This is a genomic window from Micromonospora sp. NPDC050187, assembly GCF_044459745.1.
GTDB lineage: Bacteria > Actinomycetota > Actinomycetes > Mycobacteriales > Micromonosporaceae > Micromonospora.
On record NZ_JBITJH010000023.1, the window covers coordinates 27044 to 48909 of the forward strand.

The following is a 21866-nucleotide window of genomic DNA, read 5'->3' on the forward strand; positions in this document are numbered from 1 at the left end:
AGGCCGCCCGCACCTCCGGGCAGATACGGCGCAGGCTAATACTGGTATAGACCAATGGTCAAGGACCGCCCTGGCGGGAACGACAGGCTGGCGTGGGTGACCGCCGAGCCCCGAGAGTTCGAGGTGCGGGCCGCAGGGGCCGCCCGGCGGGAACGGCCGTGGTCGCTGTCGTACTAGGGTGGCTTGCATGGCACGGCCTTCCGCCGACGGCGCCGCGAACCCGAATCCGCTCACCTCGCTGACGCTGGACGAACTCCGGCAGCGCACCAGCGTGAAGTGGCGTGCCCACCCGTCCGACGTGCTCCCCCTCTGGGTCGCGGAGCAGGACGTTCCGCTCGCCGCGCCGGTGGCCGACGCGCTCCGCCGCGCGATCGACCTCGGTGACACCGGCTACGCACACGGGACGGCGTACGCCGAGGCGCTTGCTGGGTTCGCCGCCCGCCGTTGGGGCTGGCACGACTTCCGCGTCGACCACACCACGGTCGTGCCCGACGTGATGATGGGCATCGTCGAGGTGCTCCGGCTCGTCACCGACCCCGGCGACGCGGTGGTGGTCTGCTCCCCCGTCTACCCGCCGTTCTACGCCTTCGTCAGCCACGCCGACCGGCAGGTGATCGAGGCCCCACTCGGACCCGACCTGCGGATGGACCACGCCGCTCTCGACGACGCCTTCCGTCGGGCCCGCGCCTGCGGCCGCCGGCCGGCGTTCCTGATGTGCAACCCGCACAACCCGACGGGCGTCGTCCACCGCCGCGACGAGCTCGCGGCCGTCGCCGAGCTGGCCGACCGGCACGGCCTGCGGGTGATCTCCGACGAGATCCACGCCCCCCTGGTGCTCCCCGGGGCGCGCTTCACCCCGTACCTCACGGTGCCCGGTGCCGAGAACGCGTTCGCCCTGACCTCCGCCTCCAAGGCATGGAACCTCGCCGGCCTCAAGGCGGCGCTCGCGGTCGCCGGGCCGCAGGCCGCCACCGACCTGGAGCGCATGCCGGAAGAGGTCAGCCACGGGCCCAGCCACCTGGGCGTCATCGCGCACACCGCCGCCTTCGACGCCGGCGGGCCGTGGCTCGATTTCCTGCTCGACGGCCTCGACGCCAACCGCACGCTGCTGGAGACGCTGGTGGCGCAGCATCTCCCCACGGTCGGATACCACCGTCCCGAGGGCACCTACCTCGCCTGGCTGGACTGCGCCCGGCTGGGCATCGCCACCGAGCAGCCGGCCGGCGCACCGGGTGTGGTCAGTGATCTCGCCGGGCCGGCGAGGATGTTCCTCGACCGCGCGCGGGTCGCCCTCAGCTCGGGGCACGTCTTCGGCACCGGCGGGACCGGCTTCGTGCGACTCAACTTCGCCACCTCGCCCGCGATCCTCACCGACGCCGTCACCCGCATGGGTCGGGCGGTCGACGCGCTCCGTCCGTCAACGGGCTGAGCCCGGGTCCACTCGTCGGCCCCGGCCTTCCCGCAGCCTGTCGCCGATTCACGGCGGTCATGACGTGGTGCCGGACGGCGTGCGCAGGTAAGCGGGACGGGTGGGCTAACTGCTCCAGGGACATGGGCGTTTTGCCGCTAGACAGCCGACGATGCCCTTAAAGATCTCCTAAGGTTTTGCCGCGCAAAATATTGATCGGCGATCATCTTGATCCTAGTGTCAGTCCCGGGGCCGCTGGCGTAGATCCGCAAAGTGCCCGGGCACGGAGGGCCGTCCGTCCCTGCTCATAGCCAGGGGGACCCTCTTTGCTCTCTCCACCATGGCTCGATCAACTCAGGATCGTTCTCTCTAGGAGAAAGCACGCATGTCAAAACGTACAAACCCGCGACGCCTCGGGCGATCGCTGGTCAGCGCCGGTGCGGCGCTGGTGCTCACCGTGTCAGGGCTGGCCGCGACCGGATCCGGCGCGCTGGCCGCGCCCGGTGATTTGTCCTCTGTGAAGGACAAAGTCCGTTCCGAGCTTACCAAGGCGTTCGAGGCCAAGGAAGAGACGGACTTCTGGATCCGGTTCGGACCACGCGCGGACCTGAGCAAGGCCAGCGCGATCAAGGACTGGAACGAGCGCGGCACCGCGGTCGCGGCGGCGCTCAAGAAGACGGCCGCGGAGAGCCAGGCGAAGGTCCGCGCCAAGCTCGACAAGGCCGGCGTCAAGTACGAGACCTTCTGGGCGAGCAACGCCATCAAGGTGAGCAGCGGCTCGTCGAACATGGCGCAGGACATCGCCGCGCACGGTGAGGTCGAGGGACTGTACGCCCCGGTCGTCTACGAGGTGCCCAAGCGGACCGACGGTGCCGACCAGAAGACCGTCAACGCGGTCGAGTGGGGCATCGCCAACGTCAATGCCGACGACGTCTGGTCCGAGTACGGAGTGAAGGGCGCCGGCATCACGGTCGCCAATATCGACACCGGCGTGCAGTTCGACCACCCGGCGCTGGTGGGCTCCTACCGGGGCAACAACGGCGACGGCACGTTCGACCACAACTACAACTGGTTCGACGCGGCCGGGGAGTGCGCCACCGCCCCCTGCGACACCGACGGCCACGGCACGCACACGATGGGCACGATGGCGGGCGAGGCCGGCGCCAACCAGATCGGCGTCGCGCCCGAGGTCACCTGGATCGCGGCGAACGGCTGCTGCCCCAGCGACGCGGCGCTCGTCACCTCCGGTGAGTGGATGCTCGAGCCGACCGACCTCAACGGTCAGAACCCGGACGCGAGCAAGCGGCCGAACATCATCAACAACTCCTGGGGAACGCGCCTGCCCTCCAACGACCCGTTCATGGAGGACGTGACGCTGGCCTGGGCGGCGTCGGGAATCTTCGGCACCTGGTCCAACGGGAACAGCGGCTCGGCCTGCCAGACCAGCGGATCGCCGGGTAGCCGGACCGCCAACTACTCCGTCGGCGCGTACGACGTGAACAACAACATCGCCAGCTTCTCGAGCCGGGGCGCCGGACAGGATGGCGAGATCAAGCCGAACATCGCGGCCCCGGGCGTCAACGTCCGGTCGAGCATCCCGGGTAACGGCTACGCCAGCTACAACGGCACCTCGATGGCCGCGCCGCACCTGGCGGGCGTGATCGCGCTGCTGTGGTCGGCGGCACCGGCGCTGGTCGGCGACATCCCGGCGACCCGCGCGCTGCTCGACGGGTCGGCGGTCGACGCGCCGGCCAGCCAGTGCGGCGGCACCGACGACGACAACAACGTGTTCGGCGAGGGGCGGCTGGACGCGCTGGCCCTGCTCAACGCCGCACCGATCGGTGACACCGGCACCCTCGCCGGCACCGTGACCAACGCGGCCACCGGCGAGCCGCTCGCGGGCGCCACCGTCGCCCTGACCGGTCCGGCCGACCGTACTCTGGTCACCGGCGCCGACGGCACGTACTCCTCGCTGCTCCCGGCCGGTGACTACCAGGTCGCCGTGACGGCGTACGGCTACGGCAGCAAGACCGCCCCGGCGACGGTCACCACCGGTGCGACCACCACGGTCGACGTGGCACTCACCCCGGTCCCCAGCGTCACGGTGAGCGGCCGGGTCAGCGACGGCTCCGGCCACGGCTGGCCGCTCTACGCGAAGGTGACCGTGGCCGGCGCCGGTGGCGTCTCCGACTACACCACGCCCGCGAACGGCCGCTACAGCCTCACCCTGCCGGCCGGGGCAACGTACAAGCTGACGGTGGAGGCCCAGTACCCGGGCTACCAGACCGTGACCAAGGACGTCGTGGTCGGCTCGGCCAACGTCGTCGCCAACGTCGACGTACCGGTCAAGAGCGACTCCTGCTCGCTCGCGCCCGGGTACCGCAACGGCTCCGACGGTGTGTACGAGACCTTCGACGGCACCACGACGCCGGCCGGCTGGACGGTGGTCGACCACATCAACAGCGGGTTCGTCTGGCAGTTCAACGACCCGGGTGCCCGCCGCAACCTGACCGGTGGCACGGGCAGCTTCGCCATCATCGACAGCGACGAGTACGGCAGCGGCAAGCAGCAGAACACCTCGCTGGTCAGCCCGATCGTCGACCTCACCGACGTCGCCGCGCCGGTCATCCGCTTCAACCAGGACTTCAACCACCTCGGTGGTGAGAACGCCGACGTCGACCTCAGCATCGACGGCGGTGCCACCTGGACGAACGTGCTCCGGCAGACGGCGGACGTCCGGGGGCCGAAGCTCACCGAGGTGGCGATCCCGCAGGCCGCCGGCCAGTCGCAGGTCCAGGTCCGGTTCCACTACCACGTCGGCTCCTACGACTGGTGGTGGCAGGTCGACAACGTGCTGATCGGCAGCCAGATCGTCTGCCAGCCGGTCAACGGTGGCCTGGTGCTCGGCCACGTCCGCGACAAGAACAACAACGGCTACGTCAACGGTGCCACCGTCACCAGCAACGACCGGCCGGCGGAGACCGCCACCACCGTGGCGACGCCGGACGACACCGAGCTCGCGGACGGCTTCTACTGGATGTTCTCGTCGCTGACCGGCGCCCACCGGTTCACGGCCAAGGCCTCCGGCTACGTCAACCAGGCGAAGTCGATCGACGTCGAGGCCGACTGGGCCACCGCCGCGAACTTCCAGCTCGCCGCCGGCCGGCTGTCGGTGAAGCCGGCCGCGGTCTCCGCCACGCTGCGGATGCCCACCGGCAAGACCACCAAGTCCTTCACCGTGACCAACACCGGCGGCGCGCCGGTCGACGTCACCTTCGGTGAGCAGGACAAGGGCTTCGAGCTGCTGCGCGCCGACGGTTCGCGGATCAGCCAGCAGCAGATCCTCGGCTCGACCGGCGCCCAGCGGGTCCGCCTCAACGCCCCGACGTCGTTCGCGGCGAAGTCGACGATGGGCACCGGGGTGATGCCGGCGGCGACCGGTCCGCAGGCCGCGCCGTGGACGGACATCGCCGACTACCCGAGCAACGTCATGGACAACGCGGTGGTCACCCTCGGCGGCAAGGTGTACTCGATCGGCGGCGGCAACGGATCGGCCTCGTCGGCGAAGAACTACGTCTACGACCCGGCCACCCAGGCCTGGACGGCGATCGCCGACCTGCCCGAGGCGCGCAACGCCATGACGGTGGGCGTCGTCGGTGGGAAGATCATCGCCACCGGCGGCTGGGGCCCCTCCGGCCCGGACGCCGCCACCTGGTCGTACGACCCGGCGGCGAACGCCTGGTCGGAGCTGGCCGACAACCCGGCGCCGCGGTCGGCCGCCGGGCAGGCGGTGGTCGGTGGCAAGCTGCTGGCGATCGGTGGTTGCACCACCGCCAGCTGCACGCCGATGTCGAACGACGTCGTCGCCTACGACCCGGCCAGCAACAGCTGGGCGGCGCTGCCCGACTACCCGAAGTCGGTCGCCTTCGCCTCCTGCGGCGGGATCGACGGGGTGGTGTACTGCACCGGCGGCAACGACGGCACGAACCCGCAGAAGGCCAGCTACGCCCTCAACCCGGGCAGCGCCAGCTGGACCGCGATCGCCGACGCGCCGGCCACGAGCTGGGCCAGCGCGTACGCGACCGCGAACGGCAAGCTGATCGTCGTCGGCGGCTCGCAGGACGGCGCGATCACCAACGCCGGCTTCTCCTACGACCCGGCCGGTAACGCCTGGTCGGCGCTGCCGAACGCCAACACCGCCCGGTACCGGGGCGGCGCGGCGTGCGGGTTCTACAAGGTGGGCGGCTCCTCGGGCAGCTTCACGGCCACCCCGGACAGCGAGGCGCTACCCGGCTTCGAGGGCTGCTCCGCGGCTGCCGCCGACGTCAGCTGGATGACGATCGACAAGACGGAGGCGACCCTCGCCCCCGGCGAGGCGGTCACGGTCACCGTCGGGCTGGCCGCGAACGTCGACCAGCCGGGGACGTACTCCGCAGCGGTCACGATCGGGGAGAACACCCCCTACACCGTGCCCGAGGTCGGCGTGACCCTGGTGGTGCAGCCGCCGACCACCTGGGCCAAGCTGACGGGTACCGTCACCGGCACGAGCTGCCAGGGCGCCACCGCGCCGCTCGCGGGAGCGACCGTGCAGGTGGACTCGTGGGCGTCGTCGTACACGTTCCAGACCGACGGTGCCGGCAAGTACGCCTACTGGATGGACCGGCGGAACAACCCGCTGACGTTGATCGTCGCGAAGGACGGGTGGAAGCCGCAGACCCGCCAGACGAAGCTCAACACCAGCGCACCGACGGTGGAGGACTTCAACCTGTCCGCCACCGGCTGCTGACGCCTGGCGTCGGCTGACGAAGTCCGGCCCCGCCTGGTTCCGACCGGGCGGGGCCGGACCGCGTTCCGGCCCGGGGTGCTCAGGTGGTAGCAGGGGACCCCTGCTACCACCCGGACGTCAGAACGGCCACTGGTCGCGGGACCCGGCCTCGATGAGCGGGATCATCGCGAACGCGGCGTCGGACAGACCGCCGAACGTGTGCCGGTTGCCGACCGTCGGCGTGTGCCCGACCCGGTATCCGGCCAGGTTCCAGGTGTACACCGGGACCTGCGCGGGCACCGCCGCCGCCACGTCCGCCGAACCGTGCCAGTGCGCCTGCTCGTCGGTGAGGATGACCACCCGGTCGTGCCGGTCGTAGTGCGCCCGGACCGCCTTCTCGGTCTGGGTGCCGCCGCCGTAGAAGTAGCCGCCGTCCTTGAACCGGCGCACGGCCGCCAGCACCGACTCCCCCGCCACCGCCGGGAACACCTTGGTGGCGTTGGAGAACGACACCACCGTCGCGTCCTGGGCTCGGGCGGCCAGCGCGAGGCCGAACACGGTGGCCGCGTCCCAGCAGCGCAGCGTGCCGTCCTTGCTGAACCCGCTGTTCATCGACCCCGAGGTGTCGATCAGGATCAGGGTCCGCGCGTCCAGGGCGGGCACGTTCGCCAGCGCGTGCTGCAACGCCTTCTCCAGCGGGTACGCCCACCGCAGGCTCGGTGCCGCGTTGTACGCCGACAGGAAGCGCATCGGCAGCACACGCGACCTCGCCACCTGGTCCGGGTCGGACAACTTCGCCGCGATCGTCTCGGCGACGGCGTCGCTGACCCCGGCCTGGTCGAAGTTGCGCAGGTTGCGCAGCAACGCCAGGTAGCCCATGGTCGGGATGATCGCCTCCCACGCCGCAGCGTCCATCGCGGTCTGCCGCCAGCCCGCGAGGGCCTCCCACGTCATACCGGCCGCGCCCAGCACCCCCGGGTCGGTGACCTGCCGGCGCTGCTCGACCGGGAAGGCCATCAGCTCGGCCCGGGCCGCCAGCACCGTCAGCGACGCCGGTAGCGGGTTGTCGCGCTGGTGGCGCCGGTCCAGTGCGTGCCGGAACAGGTCACCCTGCCGCTCGTCCTTCGCCGTCGGGTGGGTCAGGTCGATGACGTCACCGAACCGCACCGCGTTGCTGTCGGAGTCGTACTTGAGCAGGCTGCGCTCGTGGTACAGCCGCACGACGGCATCGGCGACGCCCCGCTTGACCGGCTTCGGCAGCGCCCGGCCGTGACGCCCCAACCAGTACGCCAGCGCCTCACCCGGCTCGTCGGCACGCTGCAACGCCGCGTCCACGATGGCCCGCGAACCCGGAATACCGGCTGCGACCTGTGCACGGGCCCCCTCCAGGGCCGCCACCACCGAGGCCGACCGCAGCATCGCGCCAGTACGCAGCCACGACACGAACCGGCTGAACCACTCGGGGTCGGCGACCGCGACGGCGGCGATCAGCTCACGGAATCGGGTGTCCCGATCGGCGGCGCCCTCGTAGAAGGTGTCCTCACCGACCATGTTCGACACGGCCAGCAGGAACAGCTCGGCTCGCGGCTCGCGGAGGAAACCCGGCGCGCCCTCGGCGGTCACGGCCTCGGCGGTCACGTGCCGGTTCCGGCGCAGCTTGAGGTTGAACTTGGCCATCACGCCCCCATGTCGGTGAAGACGGGGAGACGCCACCACACCGCATACCCGAGATCAGAAGTCGGCGACGGACTATGTCCGCTGCTCTGTCCGCTTGAGCTATCAGCCCGAAGGCATTCGGGGGACTCGAACCCCCAACCCGCGGATCCCTGAAGTAACCGTTGCCTGCGCACCGGGTATGCGGTGTGGTCGCGCCTCCCGAGATCGGAATCCGGTGACGGACAGGCTCTTCACCGAGGCCGTGACGCCTCTCCAAGATGTAACCGTCACCTTCGCACCGGGAAGTGCGGGTACGACGCTAGCTGCGGCCACGACGGCCGGGCAACCGGGTTTGTCATCCTGTGATCGTGGGCGGAGACGACGAACACGCCGCACACCCGAGATCGAGGGTCGACGACGGAAATGCCTATTGCTCTGCCACTGAGCTACCAGCCACTCAGGCTGGAGGGGATTCGAACCCCCGACCCATAGATTAGAAGTATCCGTCGTCTGCGCACCGGGTGTGCGGCGTGGACGCTTCCCGAGACCGACAACGGCGACGGGCTTGTGGAAGAAGGAACCGTCACCTTCGCACCGGGAAACGCGGCAACAGCCTACGCACGGGGTATCCGAGCGGCAAGACGATATCGACCCCCGGAACCGGTCACGCCGCACACCCGAGGTCAGGGGCGGACACGGCGTCAGCGGGTTCGAACCGCAGGGCTTCGAGAGCCCCTTGCCAGAGAAGTAGCCGTGTCCATCGCACCGGGTATGCGGCGTGGCGGCGCCTCCCGAGACCGGATCGGCGACGGCGATTGGCCCTTGCGGGCCAAGGTGACCTGGGCCTCTGGTCGACACCGCCGAAGCGGCGGCGGGATTCGAACCCGCGGCTCCCCGTTGAGAGCAGAAGTAACCGTTGCCTACGCACCGGGAGGTGCCGAGAAGGACGGTAGGGGGTCGCACGTAGATCAGCAACCACATTGCGGACAGGGTGCGTGTAATGCTGACGGACGGGCCCCGGCCGATCGCTGGTGGATCGGCCGGGGCCCGTCGTTCACAGCTGGATCAGGCGAGGTCGAACCGGTCGAGTTCCATGACCTTGGTCCAGGCCGCGACGAAGTCGGCCACGAACTTCTCGCGCGCGTCCTCGCTGGCGTAGACCTCCGCGAGGGCCCGCAGCTGGGAGTTGGAGCCGAAGATGAGGTCGACCGCGGTGGCGGTCCACTTCACCTCGTCGGTGGCCAGGTCCCGGATCTCGTACACGTGCTCGTCGGACTCCGACGCCTTCCACCGGGTGCCCGGGGAGAGCAGGTTGGCGAAGAAGTCGTTGGTGAGCACGCCGGGCCGGTCGGTGAGGACGCCGTGCCGCGTGCCGCCGACGTTGTTTCCGAGGGCCCGCAGACCGCCGACGAGGACGGTCATCTCGGGCGCGGTCAGGTTGAGCATGTAGGCACGGTCGAGGAGCAGCACCTCCGGCTGGGTCTTCTCACCCGGACGCAGGTAGTTGCGGAACCCGTCGGCGCGCGGCTCCATGACCTTGAAGGACTCGACGTCGGTCTGCTCCTGGGAGGCGTCGGTGCGACCCGGCCGGAACGGCACGGTCACCTCGACGCCCGCGTCGCGCGCCGCCTTCTCGACGGCGGCCGAGCCGGCCAGCACGATCAGGTCGGCGAGGGAGATCTTCGCGCCACCTGCGTCGTTGAACTCCCGCTGGATGCCCTCGAGGGTCTCCAGGACCGTCGCGAGCTGCTCGGGCTGGTTGACCTCCCAGCTGCGCTGCGGTTCGAGACGGATCCGTGCGCCGTTGGCACCGCCGCGCTTGTCGGTGGACCGGTAGCTGGCGGCCGAGGCCCAGGCGGTGGAGACCAGCTGGGCGGTGGTGAGGCCGGCCTGGAGGACCTTCGCCTTGAGGGCGGCGACGTCGGCGTCGCCCACGAGCTCGTGGTCGACGGCCGGCACCGGGTCCTGCCACAGCTGCGCCTCGGGGACCCACGGTCCGAGGAAGCGGCTGACCGGACCCATGTCGCGGTGCAGCAGCTTGTACCACGCCTTGGCGAAGGCCAGCGCGAACTCGTCGGGGTTCTCCAGGAAGCGGCGCGAGATCTTCTCGTACGCCGGGTCGACGCGCAGCGACAGGTCGGTCGTGAGCATCGTCGGCTTGTGCTTCTTCGACGGGTCGTGGGCGTCCGGGATGATCGCCTCGGCGTCCTTCGCGACCCACTGCTTCGCGCCGCCGGGGCTCGTGGTGAGCTCCCACTCGTAGCCGAAGAGGATCTCGAAGAAGCGGTTGCTCCACTGCGTCGGCCGGTCGGTCCAGGTCACCTCGAGACCGCTGGTGATCGTGTCCCCGCCCTTGCCGCTGCCGTGGGTGCTCAGCCAGCCCAGGCCCTGCGCCTCCAGCGGGGCGGCCTCGGGCTCGGGGCCCACGTGGTCGTCGGCGACGCCGGCGCCGTGGGTCTTGCCGAAGGTGTGGCCACCGGCGATGAGGGCGACGGTCTCCTCGTCGTTCATCGCCATCCGGGCGAAGGTCTCCCGGATGAAGTGCGCCGCCGCGAGCGGGTCCGCGTTACCGCGGGGGCCCTCGGGGTTGACGTAGATGAGGCCCATCTCGGTCGCCCCGACGCCGGCCACCATCTCCTTCTCGGAGGCGTAGCGCTCGTCGCCGAGCCAGGTGTCCTCCGGACCCCAGAAGATCTCCTCGGGCTCCCAGACGTCCTCCCGGCCGAAGCCGAAGCCGAAGGTCTTGAAGCCCATCGACTCCAGGGCGACGTTGCCGGCGAGCACGAGCAGGTCGGCCCAGGAGATCTTCTGGCCGTACTTCTGCTTGACCGGCCACAGCAGCCGGCGGGCCTTGTCGAGGTTCGCGTTGTCCGGCCAGCTGTTCAGCGGGGCGAACCGCTGACCACCGTCACCGGCGCCGCCGCGACCGTCCTCGATGCGGTAGGTGCCCGCAGCGTGCCAGCTCATCCGGATCATCAGGCCGCCGTAGTGACCGAAGTCGGCCGGCCACCAGTCCTGCGAGGTGGTGAGGACCTCGACGATGTCCCGCTTGAGGGCCTCGACGTCGAGCTTGGCGAGCTCCTTGGCGTAGCTGAAGTTCTCCCCCAGCGGGTTGGCCTTGGACGAGTGGGCGTGCAACACCGAGAGGTCGAGCTGGTTGGGCCACCAGTCCCGGTTGGTGCGCGGACGACCGCCGGTCTTCGGGGTCGGCGAGTCGATCGCCGGGTTCTCGCTCTCGCTGCCGTGCGCGGTCACGGAGTCGTGCGCGACCGGGCAGCCGGCCGCCGCCTTCTTGTCAACGCCCTGCGCGCTGGATGGGACGTTGTTCTGGGTGTCGCTCATCTACTTCCTTCCGCTGGCAGATCACTGGGAGGTGCGTTCGGTCGCGCAGTCGGGGCAGGTGCCCCAGTAGACGACCTCCGCCTCGTCGACCACGAAGCCGTGGTCCTCGGAGGCGGTGAGACAGGGAGCATGGCCGACGGCGCAGTCGACGTCGGCGATCGCGCCGCAGGAGCGGCAGACGACATGGTGGTGGTTGTCCCCCACCCGGGACTCGTACCGGGCGGTCGCCCCGGCCGGCTGGATGCGCCGCACCAGACCGGCGTCGGTGAGCGCCCGCAGTATGTCGTACACCGCCTGGTGGGAGACCGTGGGCTGGTCTGCCCGCACCAGCGCGATCACCGTGTCGGTGTCGACGTGCGGGTGGTCGCGCAGCGCGGCGAGCACCGCCAACCGGGGCTTGGTCACGCGCAACGAGACCGCCCGTAGCTGGGTCTCGAAGTCGGACGTCATATGCCGAACCTAGCACTCTTCTGGAATGAATCAAGTTTTTGCGCCGACGTACCCCGCACACCTTCGACCCGGACCTGGCCGTCCCGTCGGCGGAGCAGGCCCGGACAGCCGGTTTGCGGCCGACCGGCGCTGGTGGGTGCCGGGAACCCACCACGATCACGACCTACTGCGTCGTGACCGCCCTGGTGGCCGGGGTGGCGAGGCGACCGAGACCGGGTAGGAACCGTCCGGTCCGGGCCGCATACGCGCGGTAGGCGGCACCGTGGGCGCGGATGAGGTAGGGCTCCTCGACCGCGCGGACTTGCGTCTGTACCGACGCGACGAGGACCGCGGTGGCGGCCAGCGAGATCGGGTTGGGAACCATCGCGGCCAGGCCGAGGCTGGTGACGGCCATCGCGGTGAAGATGGGGTTGCGTGCCAGCGCGAACGCGCCGGTGGTGACCAGGGCGGTGCGCTCGTGCGGGTCGACGCCGATTCGCCAGGAGGCGCCCATGGAGAGTTGCGCGGCGAGGGTCGCCGCGACGCCGACGGCGGCCAGCGCCAGTCCGGCGGCTCGCAGCCAGCCGTGGTCGAGCGCGTCGAGCGGGGCCAGGCCGGCGAGACCGGCGGCGGGGCCGGCCGCGTTGAGCGACAACGCGGCGAGGAACAGAAGCTTGGCCCACCAACCGACCGACCCGGCCGGGCCGGCGTCCAGCCGCAGCCCGGTGTCGCCGGTGGATCGCCACTGCGCCAGGGTGCGCCAACCGAACGCCAGCACCAGACCCAGCAGATACAGGGCGAGTGCCAGGCCGGCGGTCATCGCGGACCCTCGTCAGCGCAGCAGTTGTCCGGGCAGCCGTCCGTGCGGCTGCCGGGCGCCGCAGCGGCCGGGGTGAGCCCGGGCGTGCAGCAGACGTCGCCGCGCCACGCCTCGCGGCCTTCCTTGACCGCGACGGCGGCGATGACCAGCGCGGCGACCGGGTCGGCCCAGGACCAGCCGAACAGGCTGTTCAGCGCCAGGCCGACGAGGAGGACGGCGGACAGGTAGGTGCACAGCAGGGTCTGCTTGGAGTCCGCGACGGCCGAGCGTGAACCGAGTTCCCGGCCGGCGCGGCGCTGCGCGTACGACAGCACCGGCATGATCGTCAGGGACAGCGCGGCCAGGATCATGCCGATGCTGGAGTGTTCGGCCTCGGCGCCGCCGATGAGGGCCCGCACCGACTCCACCGTCACGTACGCGGCGAGGGCGAAGAACGAGAGCGCGATGACGCGCAGCGCCGCCTTCTCCCGGGACTCCGGGTCGCGGCCGGCGAACTGCCACGCCACCGCCGCCGCCGACGACACCTCGATCACCGAGTCCAGCCCGAAGCCGATCAGCGCGGTCGACGACGCGATCGTGCCGGCGGTGATGGCCACCACCGCTTCGACGACGTTGTAGGTGATCGTCGCGGCGACCAGCAGTTGCACCCGGCGGGCGAGCACCGCGCGCCGTGCCGGTGACGGTCCCGGCGGGGTCAGGTCGATCAGCGGCAGGGCCATCAGCAGCAGCCCTTCTCGTCGGAGACCGGGCACGCGGCCGGGTCGACCGCCAGCACCAGGCCCAGCAGGTCACCGAGGGCGTGCGCCAGGCGCGCGTCGGCCAGTTCGTACCGGGTCCGCCGGCCCTCCGGCGCGGCGACCACCAGGCCGCAGCCGCGCAGACAGGACAGATGGTTCGACAGGTTCTGCCGGGTCGTGCCCAGCAGTTCGGCCAGTTCCGCCGGGTATCCCGGCCCGTCGCGCAGGGCCAGCAGCAACCGTGCCCGGGTCGGATCCGACAGGGCATGGCCGAAGCGGGCCAGCACCTGCCCGTACGTCAACGTCTCCACACCGCAGATAGTACATCCGATGATGTACTGAACGAGGCGCCGCGGAGGGCCCAGGAACAACCCCCTCAGCCGGCATTCGGCCCTGCTGGTGGTGGCTCGCCCTCCAGGCCGGTGCCACCGAGGTCCTGGGCGGCAGGTCAGATGGTGATCACCACTTTCGCCCGCGCGTGTTCACCTTCGAGGTACCGGATGGCTTCGGGCACCTCGTGCAGCGGATAGGTCCGGTCGATGACCGGGGTGAGGCGGCCGGCCTCGGCGTGGCTGCGGAGCGTGTCGAGGTGCTGTCGGCCGGGTGCCGCCGTGAGCGTGACGATGCGGTGTCGGATGAAGGGCGCCAGCAGCTGCCCGCGCGTGAGAAGCCAGACCGGTCCGACGAGACTGCCACCCCGGTACACGCCGCCGCCGGAGAGCACCAGCGTGCCGGTCGGGGTCAGCGCCCGCCGGAGCGCGGTGAGCGAGCGGTTGCCGACCAGGTCGAACACGACGTCGTGGCGGTGGGCGTCGTGGCTGAAGTCGTCGCGGGTGTAGTCGACGACGTGGTCGGCGCCGAGGGAGCGGACCAGGTCGACGTTGCGGGTGCTGCACACCGCGGTCACGGTCGCGCCGAGCGCCTTGGCCAGCTGGACGGCCAGGGTGCCGACGCCGCCGGAGGCGCCGTTGACGAGGACGCGGTGGCCGGGCTCGACCTGCCCGACGTCGCGCAGGCCCATGAGCGCGGTGACACCGGCCAGCGGCAGGGCGGCCGCCTGCTGCGGCGTCAGGTTCGCCGGCTTCGGCGCGACCAGGGTCTCGGGCACGCAGACGTACTCCGCGAACGCGCCGTTGGCGTCGCCGAGGTCGCCGAAGACGGCGTCACCCGGGCGCACCTCTCGCACCTGGGCGCCAACGGCCTCGACCCGGCCGGCGAAGTCACGGCCCCGGATCCGCGCGCGGGGCTTCGATCGCCCCATGGCCAACCGCGCCATCCGCGGATCGCCGCGCATGGCATGCCAGTCGTACGCGTTGAGCGCGGCGGCCTCGACCCGCACGAGCACCTCGCCGGCGGCCGGCATCGGCGTGTCGACGTCCGCGAGCGTGAGCGTCTCCGGCGGACCGTATCGGTCCTGGACGATCGCCTTCATCGTTCCCTCCCTCAGGTGTACGGCGTACACCATCATGGAATGACGGTAGGTGTACGGCGTACACCTGTCAACGCGGTTATGGTTTTTTCCACCGCTGCCGGAAGACGGGGATTGAGATGGCTGAGCAGGCCGAGACGCTGCGCCGGACGCCGCTGAGCAGGGACCGCATCCTGCGCGCCGCCGTCGCGCTCGCCGACGAGGCCGGCATCGAGTCGCTCAGCATGCGTAACCTCGCCCAGGACCTGGGCGTCGTGCCGATGGCCCTCTACAAGCACGTGGCCAACAAGGACGAACTGCTCGACGGCATGATCGACGTGGTCGTAAGCGAGATCGGCCCGTCGGTGCCGGACGCCGACTGGAAAACCACGGTCCGCAGGCGCGTCCTCTCGGCGCGGCAGATGCTGCTGCGCCACCCCTGGGCGCCGCTCGCGATCGAGTCGCGGAACATGGCGACCCCGGCCGTCCTCGCCTACCTCGACTCGATGGTCGGGACGTTCCGGGCCGGTGGGTTCTCCGCCAACCTCGCCCACCACGTGATGCACGCGATGGGCAGCCGGATCCTGGGCTTCAGCCAGGAACTGTTCGACCCCGCCCGGCGCGCCGGCCGGTCCGGCACGACCAGCGCAGACCCGCCGACGGGCCTACCACCGGAGGCCGCGGCCCGGTTCCCGCACCTTGCGGAGATCGCCACGGCGGCGTCCCACGACGACGCGTCGGTCGTGGGGCAGGGCTGCGACGACCAGTTCGAGTTCGAGTTCGCGCTGGACCTGCTGCTGGACGGCATCGAACGGCTGCACCAGCAGGGGTGGACGTCGTCGCACCGACCCCGGTGAGACGGTCGGGACGAGGGCCCGGCCGCACGGGCCCGCCCGGGTTATGTCAGTCGACCAACACCGACGACGGTCAACCACCGTGTCGCACGGTGGCGGGCAGTGCCACGTAGGTGGTCTCCAGGTACTCCTCGATTCCTTCGAAGCCGCCCTCCCGGCCGAATCCCGAGGCCTTCATGCCACCGAACGGTGCGGCCGGGTTCGAGATCAGCCCGGTGTTGACGCCGACCATGCCGTACTCCAGCGACTCCGCCAACCGGACCGTCCGGGCGAGGTCCCGGGTGAAGACGTAGGCGGCCAGGCCGTACTCGGTCGTGTTGGCACGGCGTACCGCCTCCTCCTCGGTGGTGAAGACGCTGACCGGGGCGACGGGTCCGAAGATCTCCTGGCTGTTGATCTCCGAGTCCTGCGGAACGTCGAGCAGCACCGTGGGGTGGTAGAAGTAGCCCGGCCGCTCCGGAGCGGAGCCACCGACCACGAGGCGCGCCCCGTCGCGGACGGCGTCGGTGACGAGCCGGTGGACGGAGTCGACGGCGCGCTCGTCGATCAGCGGTCCGACGTCGACACCCGGGTCCTGACCACGACCGACGACCAGCCGGCCCATCCGGTCGGCCAGTTTCTCGGCGAACTCGCCAGCCACGTCCGTGTGGACCAGGAAGCGGTTCGCGGCCGTGCAGGCCTCGCCCATGTTGCGCATCTTGGCGAGCATCGCGCCGTCGACCGCGGCATCGACGTCGGCGTCGGCGAAGACGAGGAACGGAGCGTTGCCGCCGAGCTCCATGCTCAACCGCTGCAACTGGTCGGCCGACTGACGGACGAGATGCCGTCCGACCGGGGTGGACCCGGTGAAGGACACCTTGCGCAGTCGCGGGTCCGCCATCAGCGCCTCGCTCATCGCCGCGGCACGGGAGGTCGGCACGACGTTCAGGACACCTGGTGGCAGCCCGGCTTCGTGGAGGATGTCCGCCAACGCCAGCATCGTGAGGGGCGTGAGCTCGGCCGGCTTGACCACCATCGTGCAGCCGGCGGCGATCGCCGGACCGATCTTGCGCGTCCCCATCGCCATCGGGAAGTTCCACGGCGTGATGAGGAGGCAGGGGCCGATCGGTTTGCGGACGGTGAGCAGGCGACTGGCTCCGTCGGGGGCGTGCATCCACCGGCCGTGGATGCGGACCGCCTCTTCGGAGAACCACCGGAGAAACTCGTTGCCGTAGGCGATCTCGCCCCTGGCCTCAGCGATGGTCTTGCCCATCTCCAGGCTCATCAGCTCGGCCAGTTCGTCCGTCCGGCCCCGGATCAGGTCGAACGCCCGGCGCAGGATCTCCCCACGGTCACGTGGCGCACTCGCCGCCCAGTCCTTCTGGGCGGCGACGGCGGCATCGAGAGCCTCGACCGCATCCTTGACCGAGCCGTCCGCGACCGAGGCGAGGACGGACCCGTCGGCCGGGTCGCGCACCGTGAAGGTGGCTCCCTCCTCCGCCTCGCGCCAACGGCCACCGACGAAGAGGCCGCGCTGATCGGGTCCAGGCAGAATGCGTCCGGGCATGAGCGACTGAACTCCTCGGAATTGTCGGGTGTGGACAGCCGCGCCGGGTCCGGCGACCCGATCGAGGACCCGGCGGCTCCGGGCGCAGGTGGCGGTGGCCGCCCAGGGGGCTCAGCGGCTGGCGGCGGCCGCCGCTCGCCGCAGGGCCGCCTGGACCTTCGCGACGTACTGCTCGTCCGACCGGGTCATCGGGACGACCACGGCGAGGACGCCGAGAAGGACGTCGCCCCGGAAGACCGGTGCCGCGACCGCCCACGATTCCTCGGTCGACTCGCGACCGCTGTAGCCCATCCCCTGTTCCCGGATGGTGGCGCATTCGGCGCGCAGATCGGCCAGGGTGCGCACGGCCCCGGACTCCGTCGTGAACTCGTCGGTGCCGGGCGGCAGACCGAGGTAGCCGTGCTCGGCGTCGCTGAAGGCGATGAGGGCCTTACCTGCGGCGCCCAGGTACACCGGCCCGCGCTCGCCGGGGTGACAGACCCTCCGCACGAGCCTGCCGGACTCGGCCGACTCGATGCAAACCCGGTCGTTCCCGGCGCGGACGAAGAACGCCACGGTCTCGTCGAGCTCGTCCCGGAGGCTGGAGGCGGCTTCTCCGGCGAGCTTGCGGATCCCCGACCACTGGTCGCTGGCGTACAGCAGCGTGGTCAGCTGGGGCCCGGGCACGAACTGGCCGTCCTCGTCCTGTTGCAGGAAGTCAGCCATCTTCAGGGTGGCCAGGAGCCGCGATGCGGTGCTCAGGCTGACACCGGCCGCGCCAGCGAGCTCGGTGAGGGTCCGGCTCCCGCGAGCGGCCGCGGAGAGCAGGTTGAGCGCACGGATCACTGACCTGACGCCACGCTGCTCCGTCGGCTCGCATTCCAGCTCGGTCACCGGGGCCTCCTTCATCGTTCGGCCGTGGAGCCGAAGACGTTCACATCACGTGTCCGCCAGATCATGCCGACCGTCTCGCCCGTGCGGTAGGGGTGCTCGCCGTCATCGTGCTGCATCTGTACGCGCACCGGGCCGAGTGTCTCAGAGTGGACGGTGTACATCGTGTGCGAGCCGAGGTACAGACGATGCGTCACCTTCCCGGTGCAGTGGTCGAACCCGGGAGGTGGGGCGGCTGCGGTGTCCGTCAGCGCGATCCGCTCCGGACGCACCGCAGCCACGGCGGCGTCGGCGGGCACGCTCCTGGCGTCGTCGAGGGACAGCAGTCCGCCGTTCTCGACACTCAGTCGGCCCGGGGCCTCGGGACGGACCGCGAGCATGTTGTTGGTGCCGAGGAAGTCCGCGACGAAGGCCGACCGGGGGTGCTCGTACAGCTCCCGTGGCGTCCCCATCTGCTCGATCCGGCCGTGGTTCATCAGGGCGACGCGGTCGGACATCGACATCGCCTCCTCCTGGTCGTGGGTGACGTAGACCATCGTCACCTGCAACGCCTGCTGGAGCTGCCGGAGCTCGACCTGGAGACGCTGTCGCAACTTGCGGTCGAGGGCGCCCAGCGGCTCGTCCATGAGCAGGAACGCCGGGTCGAACACGACCGCCCGCGCCACTGCGATCCGCTGTTTCTGCCCCCCGGAGAGCTGGTCGGGCAGCCGGTCCGCCGCGGCGGACATGTCGACGAGATCGAGCGCCCGCTGCACCCGCTCGGCGATGACCTCGCGCGGCTCCTTCCGCATCTCCAGCGGGAACGCGAGGTTGTCGCGGACCGACATGTGCGGGAAGAGCGCGTAGTCCTGGAAGACGACCCCGATGTTGCGCTTGTCGCTCGGCACATGCGCGATGTCGGTGCCGTCGACGCGGATGGCCCCCGAGGTCGGCTCGGTGAAACCGGCCAGCATCATCAGGGTGGTGGTCTTCCCCGAACCGGACGGGCCGAGCACGGTGAAGAACTCACCCGGCTCGATTGTGAGGGTGAGGTCGTCGACGGCGACGTGGTCGCCGTACTCCTTGCGGACGTTGTCGAAGTGGATCGCGCCCTGGCTGACGGTCACGGGTTGCTCCTCGAAGTCTGGGTGAGGCGGCGGAACAGCACATAGCCGAGCCAGATGACGGCGGCGCAGGCCATGACGAAGACGGAGATCACCGCCACGGTCGGGTTGGTCTCCAGGGAGAGCGCTTCGAAGATCCGCTTGGGAAGCGTCTTGACGTGGACGCCGGAGAGGAAGATAGCGACCGTCGACTCGTCGAACGAGGTCAGGAACGCGAAGAGGGCGGCGGTCGCGATGGACGGGGCGATCAGCGGCAGCACGATCCGGCGGAGCTGGACCGTCCGGCTGGCACCCAGGCTGGACGCGGCGCGCTCGTAGACCGGGCTGAGCGAGCGGAGTCCCGCGCTGACCACGCTGAACACGAACGGCAGGGCCAGCGTCACGTGGGCCAGGACGATCCCCAGCTCGGTGTCGACGAGCCCGATCCGCTCGAACTCCACGTAGAAACCGGCAGCGGCGACCACCGTCGGGAACAGCAGCGGCAGCATCATCAGCGTCGAGGTCAGCGTTCCCCACCTGCGGACCGTTCCCCGGACGACGCCCATCGCGGCGAGCGTCCCGAGCACTCCGGCGATGACGGTCACGAAGAACGCGATCCGGACGCTGACCGCGAGCGGATCGAGCCAACTCGCGGTGAAGAACTCCGTGTACCACCGGGTCGAGTACCCGACCGGCGGGAAGACCAGCGCCTTGGTGGAGGCGAGCGAGATCGGGATGACGATGAACTGCGGCGCCAGCACGAGGGCACCGAGGACGGCGGCCAGCACCTTCGGCAGTCGGTTGCTGCGGGTGACGCCGAGGCGGTCGAGTACGCCGGCCGCGCGTCCGGCGAGCTTGAGCACGTGCCCGCCGCCGCGCCTGGTCTTGGCGGAGCGGATGGCCGCGGTGCCGGATCGCCCGGCGAGCTCGGTCGTCGACATCCCGGTCAGCCGCTGGAAGATGAGGACGATGGCCAGGACCAGGGCGCCGAGCACGAGAGCGGCGGCCGAGGCGAGGCCGTAGTCGCCGCTCTGCTTGATCGCACTGTGGATCAGCGAGCCGAGCATGCTGCCCTCGGAGCCGCCGAGGAGCGCGGGGATCACGAACGCGCCGATGCCGTAGACGAAGCACAGGACCGTTCCCGCCTGGATGCCGGGCTTGGTCAACGGCAGGTAGATCCGGACGAACGCCTGGGCCGGCCCGGCGCCCAGACTGGTCGCGGCGCGCGTCCGCGAGTCGCCGAGCGAGCGCATGGTGGCGGCCAGGGGCAGGATCATCAGCGGCAGCAGGTAGTGGGAAAGGCTGACGACCACCGCGATCGGCGTGAAGACCATGCTGATCGGCTCCAGCCCGAACTGCTCGACCAGCTTGTTGACCGGGCCCTGGCGGCCGAGGATCACCAGCCAGGAGAACGACCGCAGCAGGATCGAGGTCAGGTACGGCGCCATGATCGCCACCGTCAGGAAGGTGCGCAGCCACTTGCCGCCGTGCACCATCTGGTAGGCGATCGGGTAGCCGAAGAGCAGCGCCAGGAACGTCGCGACCGCGGAGATCAGGATCGTCCGCACGATGCTGTCGCGGTAGCCGGAGTGGCCGAGGAGTCGGGTGAAGTTCTCCAGGCCGAAGGTCGGTTCGGTCACGCTGCGCAGGCAGAGGATCGCGACCGGAAGCACGAAGACCAGGGCCACGACCACGGCTGCGGGGACCCCGCTCAGGTCCCAGCCGCGCGGGCGGCGCCGGCCCCCCGTGGTACGGGAGGCCGGCCCCGCCAGGTCCGGTGACGTCCGAGTGGTGGTCACGCGTTCTGCCAGTCCTGCCAGCGCTTGAGCACGTCCGCGCCGTTCTTGGCCCACCAGTCGACGTCGATGCGGAAGGTCTCGTCGCTGGCCGTCTCCTGGGTGCCGGGGAGGTCGGCGCGGGTCTCGGCGTCGAGACCGTCGAGCGCCGACTTCAGCGACGGCGTGTACCCGAGCTTCTCCATCATCGCCTTCTGGACCTCGGGCTTCAGCGAGTACTTGATCGCCTCGAAGGCGTCCGGCTGGCCCGGAGCTCCCTTGGGAATGACGAGCTGCTGGACGGAGAGGACGGCGCCCTCCCAGGTGTAGTCCAACGGCACCGCTCCGCTCTCGGCGATGCTCTTGATCCGCGCGAGGTTCCCGTAGCCCAGCGCGATCTCGCCCTGCGAGATGGCGTTCTGCAGGTCACCGTTGGACGGGAAGAAGACGGTGTCCTTGCGGATGGTCTCGAGTTTGGCGAAGGCGCGGTCGAGGTCGAGCGGGTAGAGCTGGTCGACCGGGACGCCGTCGGCGATCAGGGCGCCCTCGAGGATCCCCCAGGGCAGCGCCACCAGGCCGCGCTTGCCGGGGATCTGCTTCGTGTCGAACAGGTCGGCCCAGGAGTCGAGGCCACCGGACACCTCGTCCTTGTTCCAGAACAGGTTCCGCGAGAACGTGTACCACGGCACCGAGTACTCGGTGACCGCACTCGGGTCGGCGAAGCCCTCGAGGCCCTTGGTGTCGATCGGCTGCAGGATGTCGGCGGCCATGAACTGGGCGAGCGAGGAGTCCTCGGCGTCGATCAGGTCGAGGTTCATCGAGCCGGACTTGGACATCTGCACCAACTTGGCGACGTCGGAGCCGCTGCTGTCGTAGAGAACCTTGACGTCGGTGTCTTTCGAGTACGGGTCGAAGAGCGCCGCCTTGACGGCCTCCTCGTAGGTGCCGCCGAAGCCGGCGTACGTGATCGACCCCTTCTCGCCACCGGCCTCCGAGCAGGCCGTGAGACTGCCCACAGCCACGACGACCGTCGCCAGCACGGCACCGACCAGACGTCGGCCCCTGGTCACGTCGAGATATGTTCGCATAACGGTTCCTTCTTGGTCATCGCGGCCGGTTGAGTGACTGGACCACCTCGGATTAAGCTTCCGCACAATGGAAGTGTGACTTCCAT

At 70.3% G+C, this 21866-nt stretch carries 15 protein-coding genes; 3 read left to right on the plus strand and 12 right to left on the minus strand.

What is annotated here, in order from left to right:
- Positions 1–187 precede the first annotated feature (187 nt).
- Together ACIBJE_RS26770 and ACIBJE_RS26775 are read left to right on the plus strand one after the other, a co-directional pair.
- The gene (locus ACIBJE_RS26770) at positions 188–1429 is read left to right on the plus strand and encodes a MalY/PatB family protein (protein WP_396752959.1); all 1242 of its coding nucleotides are present in this window, start codon (positions 188–190) and stop codon (positions 1427–1429) included.
- A 364-nt stretch (positions 1430–1793) separates the two neighbouring features.
- The gene (locus ACIBJE_RS26775) at positions 1794–6194 is read left to right on the plus strand and encodes a S8 family serine peptidase (protein WP_396752961.1); all 4401 of its coding nucleotides are present in this window, start codon (positions 1794–1796) and stop codon (positions 6192–6194) included.
- A gap of 117 nt (positions 6195–6311) precedes the next feature.
- On the opposite strand, the gene ACIBJE_RS26780 is transcribed toward ACIBJE_RS26775, so the two are convergent.
- The 7 genes from ACIBJE_RS26780 to ACIBJE_RS26810 all read right to left on the minus strand — a co-directional run bounded on the left by ACIBJE_RS26780 (position 6312) and on the right by ACIBJE_RS26810 (position 14589).
- A complete protein-coding gene (locus tag ACIBJE_RS26780; protein ID WP_396752963.1) occupies positions 6312–7850 on the minus strand; it encodes a TROVE domain-containing protein in 1539 nt (512 codons plus the stop codon).
- Positions 7851–8894: 1044 nt separating this feature from the next.
- Positions 8895–11171, minus strand: coding sequence for a catalase/peroxidase HPI (gene katG, locus ACIBJE_RS26785; RefSeq protein WP_396752965.1), 2277 nt, complete (start codon positions 11169–11171; stop codon positions 8895–8897).
- 21 nt (positions 11172–11192) lie between these two features.
- Positions 11193–11621 (minus strand): Fur family transcriptional regulator, encoded by a 429-nt coding sequence (locus ACIBJE_RS26790; protein WP_396752967.1) that lies wholly within the window; start codon positions 11619–11621, stop codon positions 11193–11195.
- A 163-nt stretch (positions 11622–11784) separates the two neighbouring features.
- Positions 11785–12420: a methyltransferase family protein gene (locus ACIBJE_RS26795; RefSeq protein ID WP_396752969.1), complete on the minus strand. Its 636-nt coding sequence runs from the start codon at positions 12418–12420 to the stop codon at positions 11785–11787.
- Positions 12417–13139, minus strand: a complete 723-nt coding sequence (locus tag ACIBJE_RS26800) for a cation transporter (RefSeq protein ID WP_396752971.1) — start codon at positions 13137–13139, stop codon at positions 12417–12419. The genes ACIBJE_RS26795 and ACIBJE_RS26800 overlap by 4 nt, the downstream gene beginning before the upstream one ends.
- Positions 13139–13468 carry an ArsR/SmtB family transcription factor gene (locus ACIBJE_RS26805; protein WP_396752973.1) on the minus strand — a complete coding sequence of 110 codons (330 nt, stop codon included), beginning with the start codon at positions 13466–13468 and terminating at the stop codon, positions 13139–13141. Before ACIBJE_RS26805 ends, ACIBJE_RS26800 begins: the two co-directional genes overlap by 1 nt.
- Positions 13469–13605: 137 nt before the next feature.
- A complete protein-coding gene (locus ACIBJE_RS26810; protein ID WP_396753072.1) occupies positions 13606–14589 on the minus strand; it encodes an NAD(P)-dependent alcohol dehydrogenase in 984 nt (327 codons plus the stop codon).
- Positions 14590–14705: 116 nt separating this feature from the next.
- Here ACIBJE_RS26810 and ACIBJE_RS26815 point away from each other — a divergent pair, with 116 nt between their 5' ends.
- On the plus strand, positions 14706–15422 hold the full coding sequence (locus tag ACIBJE_RS26815) for a TetR/AcrR family transcriptional regulator (RefSeq protein ID WP_396752975.1): 717 nt from the start codon (positions 14706–14708) through the stop codon (positions 15420–15422).
- Positions 15423–15492: 70 nt separating this feature from the next.
- Here ACIBJE_RS26815 and ACIBJE_RS26820 read toward each other — a convergent pair whose 3' ends face one another.
- The 5 genes from ACIBJE_RS26820 to ACIBJE_RS26840 all read right to left on the minus strand — a co-directional run bounded on the left by ACIBJE_RS26820 (position 15493) and on the right by ACIBJE_RS26840 (position 21780).
- Positions 15493–16965, minus strand: coding sequence for an NAD-dependent succinate-semialdehyde dehydrogenase (locus ACIBJE_RS26820; protein ID WP_396752977.1), 1473 nt, complete (start codon positions 16963–16965; stop codon positions 15493–15495).
- Positions 16966–17076: 111 nt separating this feature from the next.
- Positions 17077–17838 (minus strand): IclR family transcriptional regulator, encoded by a 762-nt coding sequence (locus ACIBJE_RS26825; RefSeq protein WP_396752979.1) that lies wholly within the window; start codon positions 17836–17838, stop codon positions 17077–17079.
- 11 nt (positions 17839–17849) lie between these two features.
- Positions 17850–18941 (minus strand): ABC transporter ATP-binding protein, encoded by a 1092-nt coding sequence (locus tag ACIBJE_RS26830; RefSeq protein WP_396752981.1) that lies wholly within the window; start codon positions 18939–18941, stop codon positions 17850–17852.
- Positions 18938–20716 (minus strand): ABC transporter permease subunit, encoded by a 1779-nt coding sequence (locus ACIBJE_RS26835; protein ID WP_396752983.1) that lies wholly within the window; start codon positions 20714–20716, stop codon positions 18938–18940. Before ACIBJE_RS26835 ends, ACIBJE_RS26830 begins: the two co-directional genes overlap by 4 nt.
- Entirely contained in the window at positions 20713–21780 is a 1068-nt protein-coding gene (locus tag ACIBJE_RS26840) for an ABC transporter substrate-binding protein (protein ID WP_396752985.1), read from the minus strand. Before ACIBJE_RS26840 ends, ACIBJE_RS26835 begins: the two co-directional genes overlap by 4 nt.
- Positions 21781–21866: the final 86 nt, after the last annotated feature.

What these genes read in the sequence shown, in the direction of transcription:
- ACIBJE_RS26840 (WP_396752985.1), bottom strand. Translation starts at nt 21,780, where the DNA reads ATGCGAACATATCTCGACGTGACCAGGGGCCGACGTCTGGTCGGTGCC.
- ACIBJE_RS26780 (WP_396752963.1), bottom strand. Translation starts at nt 7,850, where the DNA reads ATGGCCAAGTTCAACCTCAAGCTGCGCCGGAACCGGCACGTGACCGCC.
- katG (WP_396752965.1), bottom strand. Translation starts at nt 11,171, where the DNA reads ATGAGCGACACCCAGAACAACGTCCCATCCAGCGCGCAGGGCGTTGAC.
- ACIBJE_RS26800 (WP_396752971.1), bottom strand. Translation starts at nt 13,139, where the DNA reads ATGGCCCTGCCGCTGATCGACCTGACCCCGCCGGGACCGTCACCGGCA.
- ACIBJE_RS26810 (WP_396753072.1), bottom strand. Translation starts at nt 14,589, where the DNA reads ATGAAGGCGATCGTCCAGGACCGATACGGTCCGCCGGAGACGCTCACG.
- ACIBJE_RS26790 (WP_396752967.1), bottom strand. Translation starts at nt 11,621, where the DNA reads ATGACGTCCGACTTCGAGACCCAGCTACGGGCGGTCTCGTTGCGCGTG.
- ACIBJE_RS26815 (WP_396752975.1), top strand. Translation starts at nt 14,706, where the DNA reads ATGGCTGAGCAGGCCGAGACGCTGCGCCGGACGCCGCTGAGCAGGGAC.
- ACIBJE_RS26770 (WP_396752959.1), top strand. Translation starts at nt 188, where the DNA reads ATGGCACGGCCTTCCGCCGACGGCGCCGCGAACCCGAATCCGCTCACC.
- ACIBJE_RS26820 (WP_396752977.1), bottom strand. Translation starts at nt 16,965, where the DNA reads ATGCCCGGACGCATTCTGCCTGGACCCGATCAGCGCGGCCTCTTCGTC.
- ACIBJE_RS26795 (WP_396752969.1), bottom strand. Translation starts at nt 12,420, where the DNA reads ATGACCGCCGGCCTGGCACTCGCCCTGTATCTGCTGGGTCTGGTGCTG.
- ACIBJE_RS26775 (WP_396752961.1), top strand. Translation starts at nt 1,794, where the DNA reads ATGTCAAAACGTACAAACCCGCGACGCCTCGGGCGATCGCTGGTCAGC.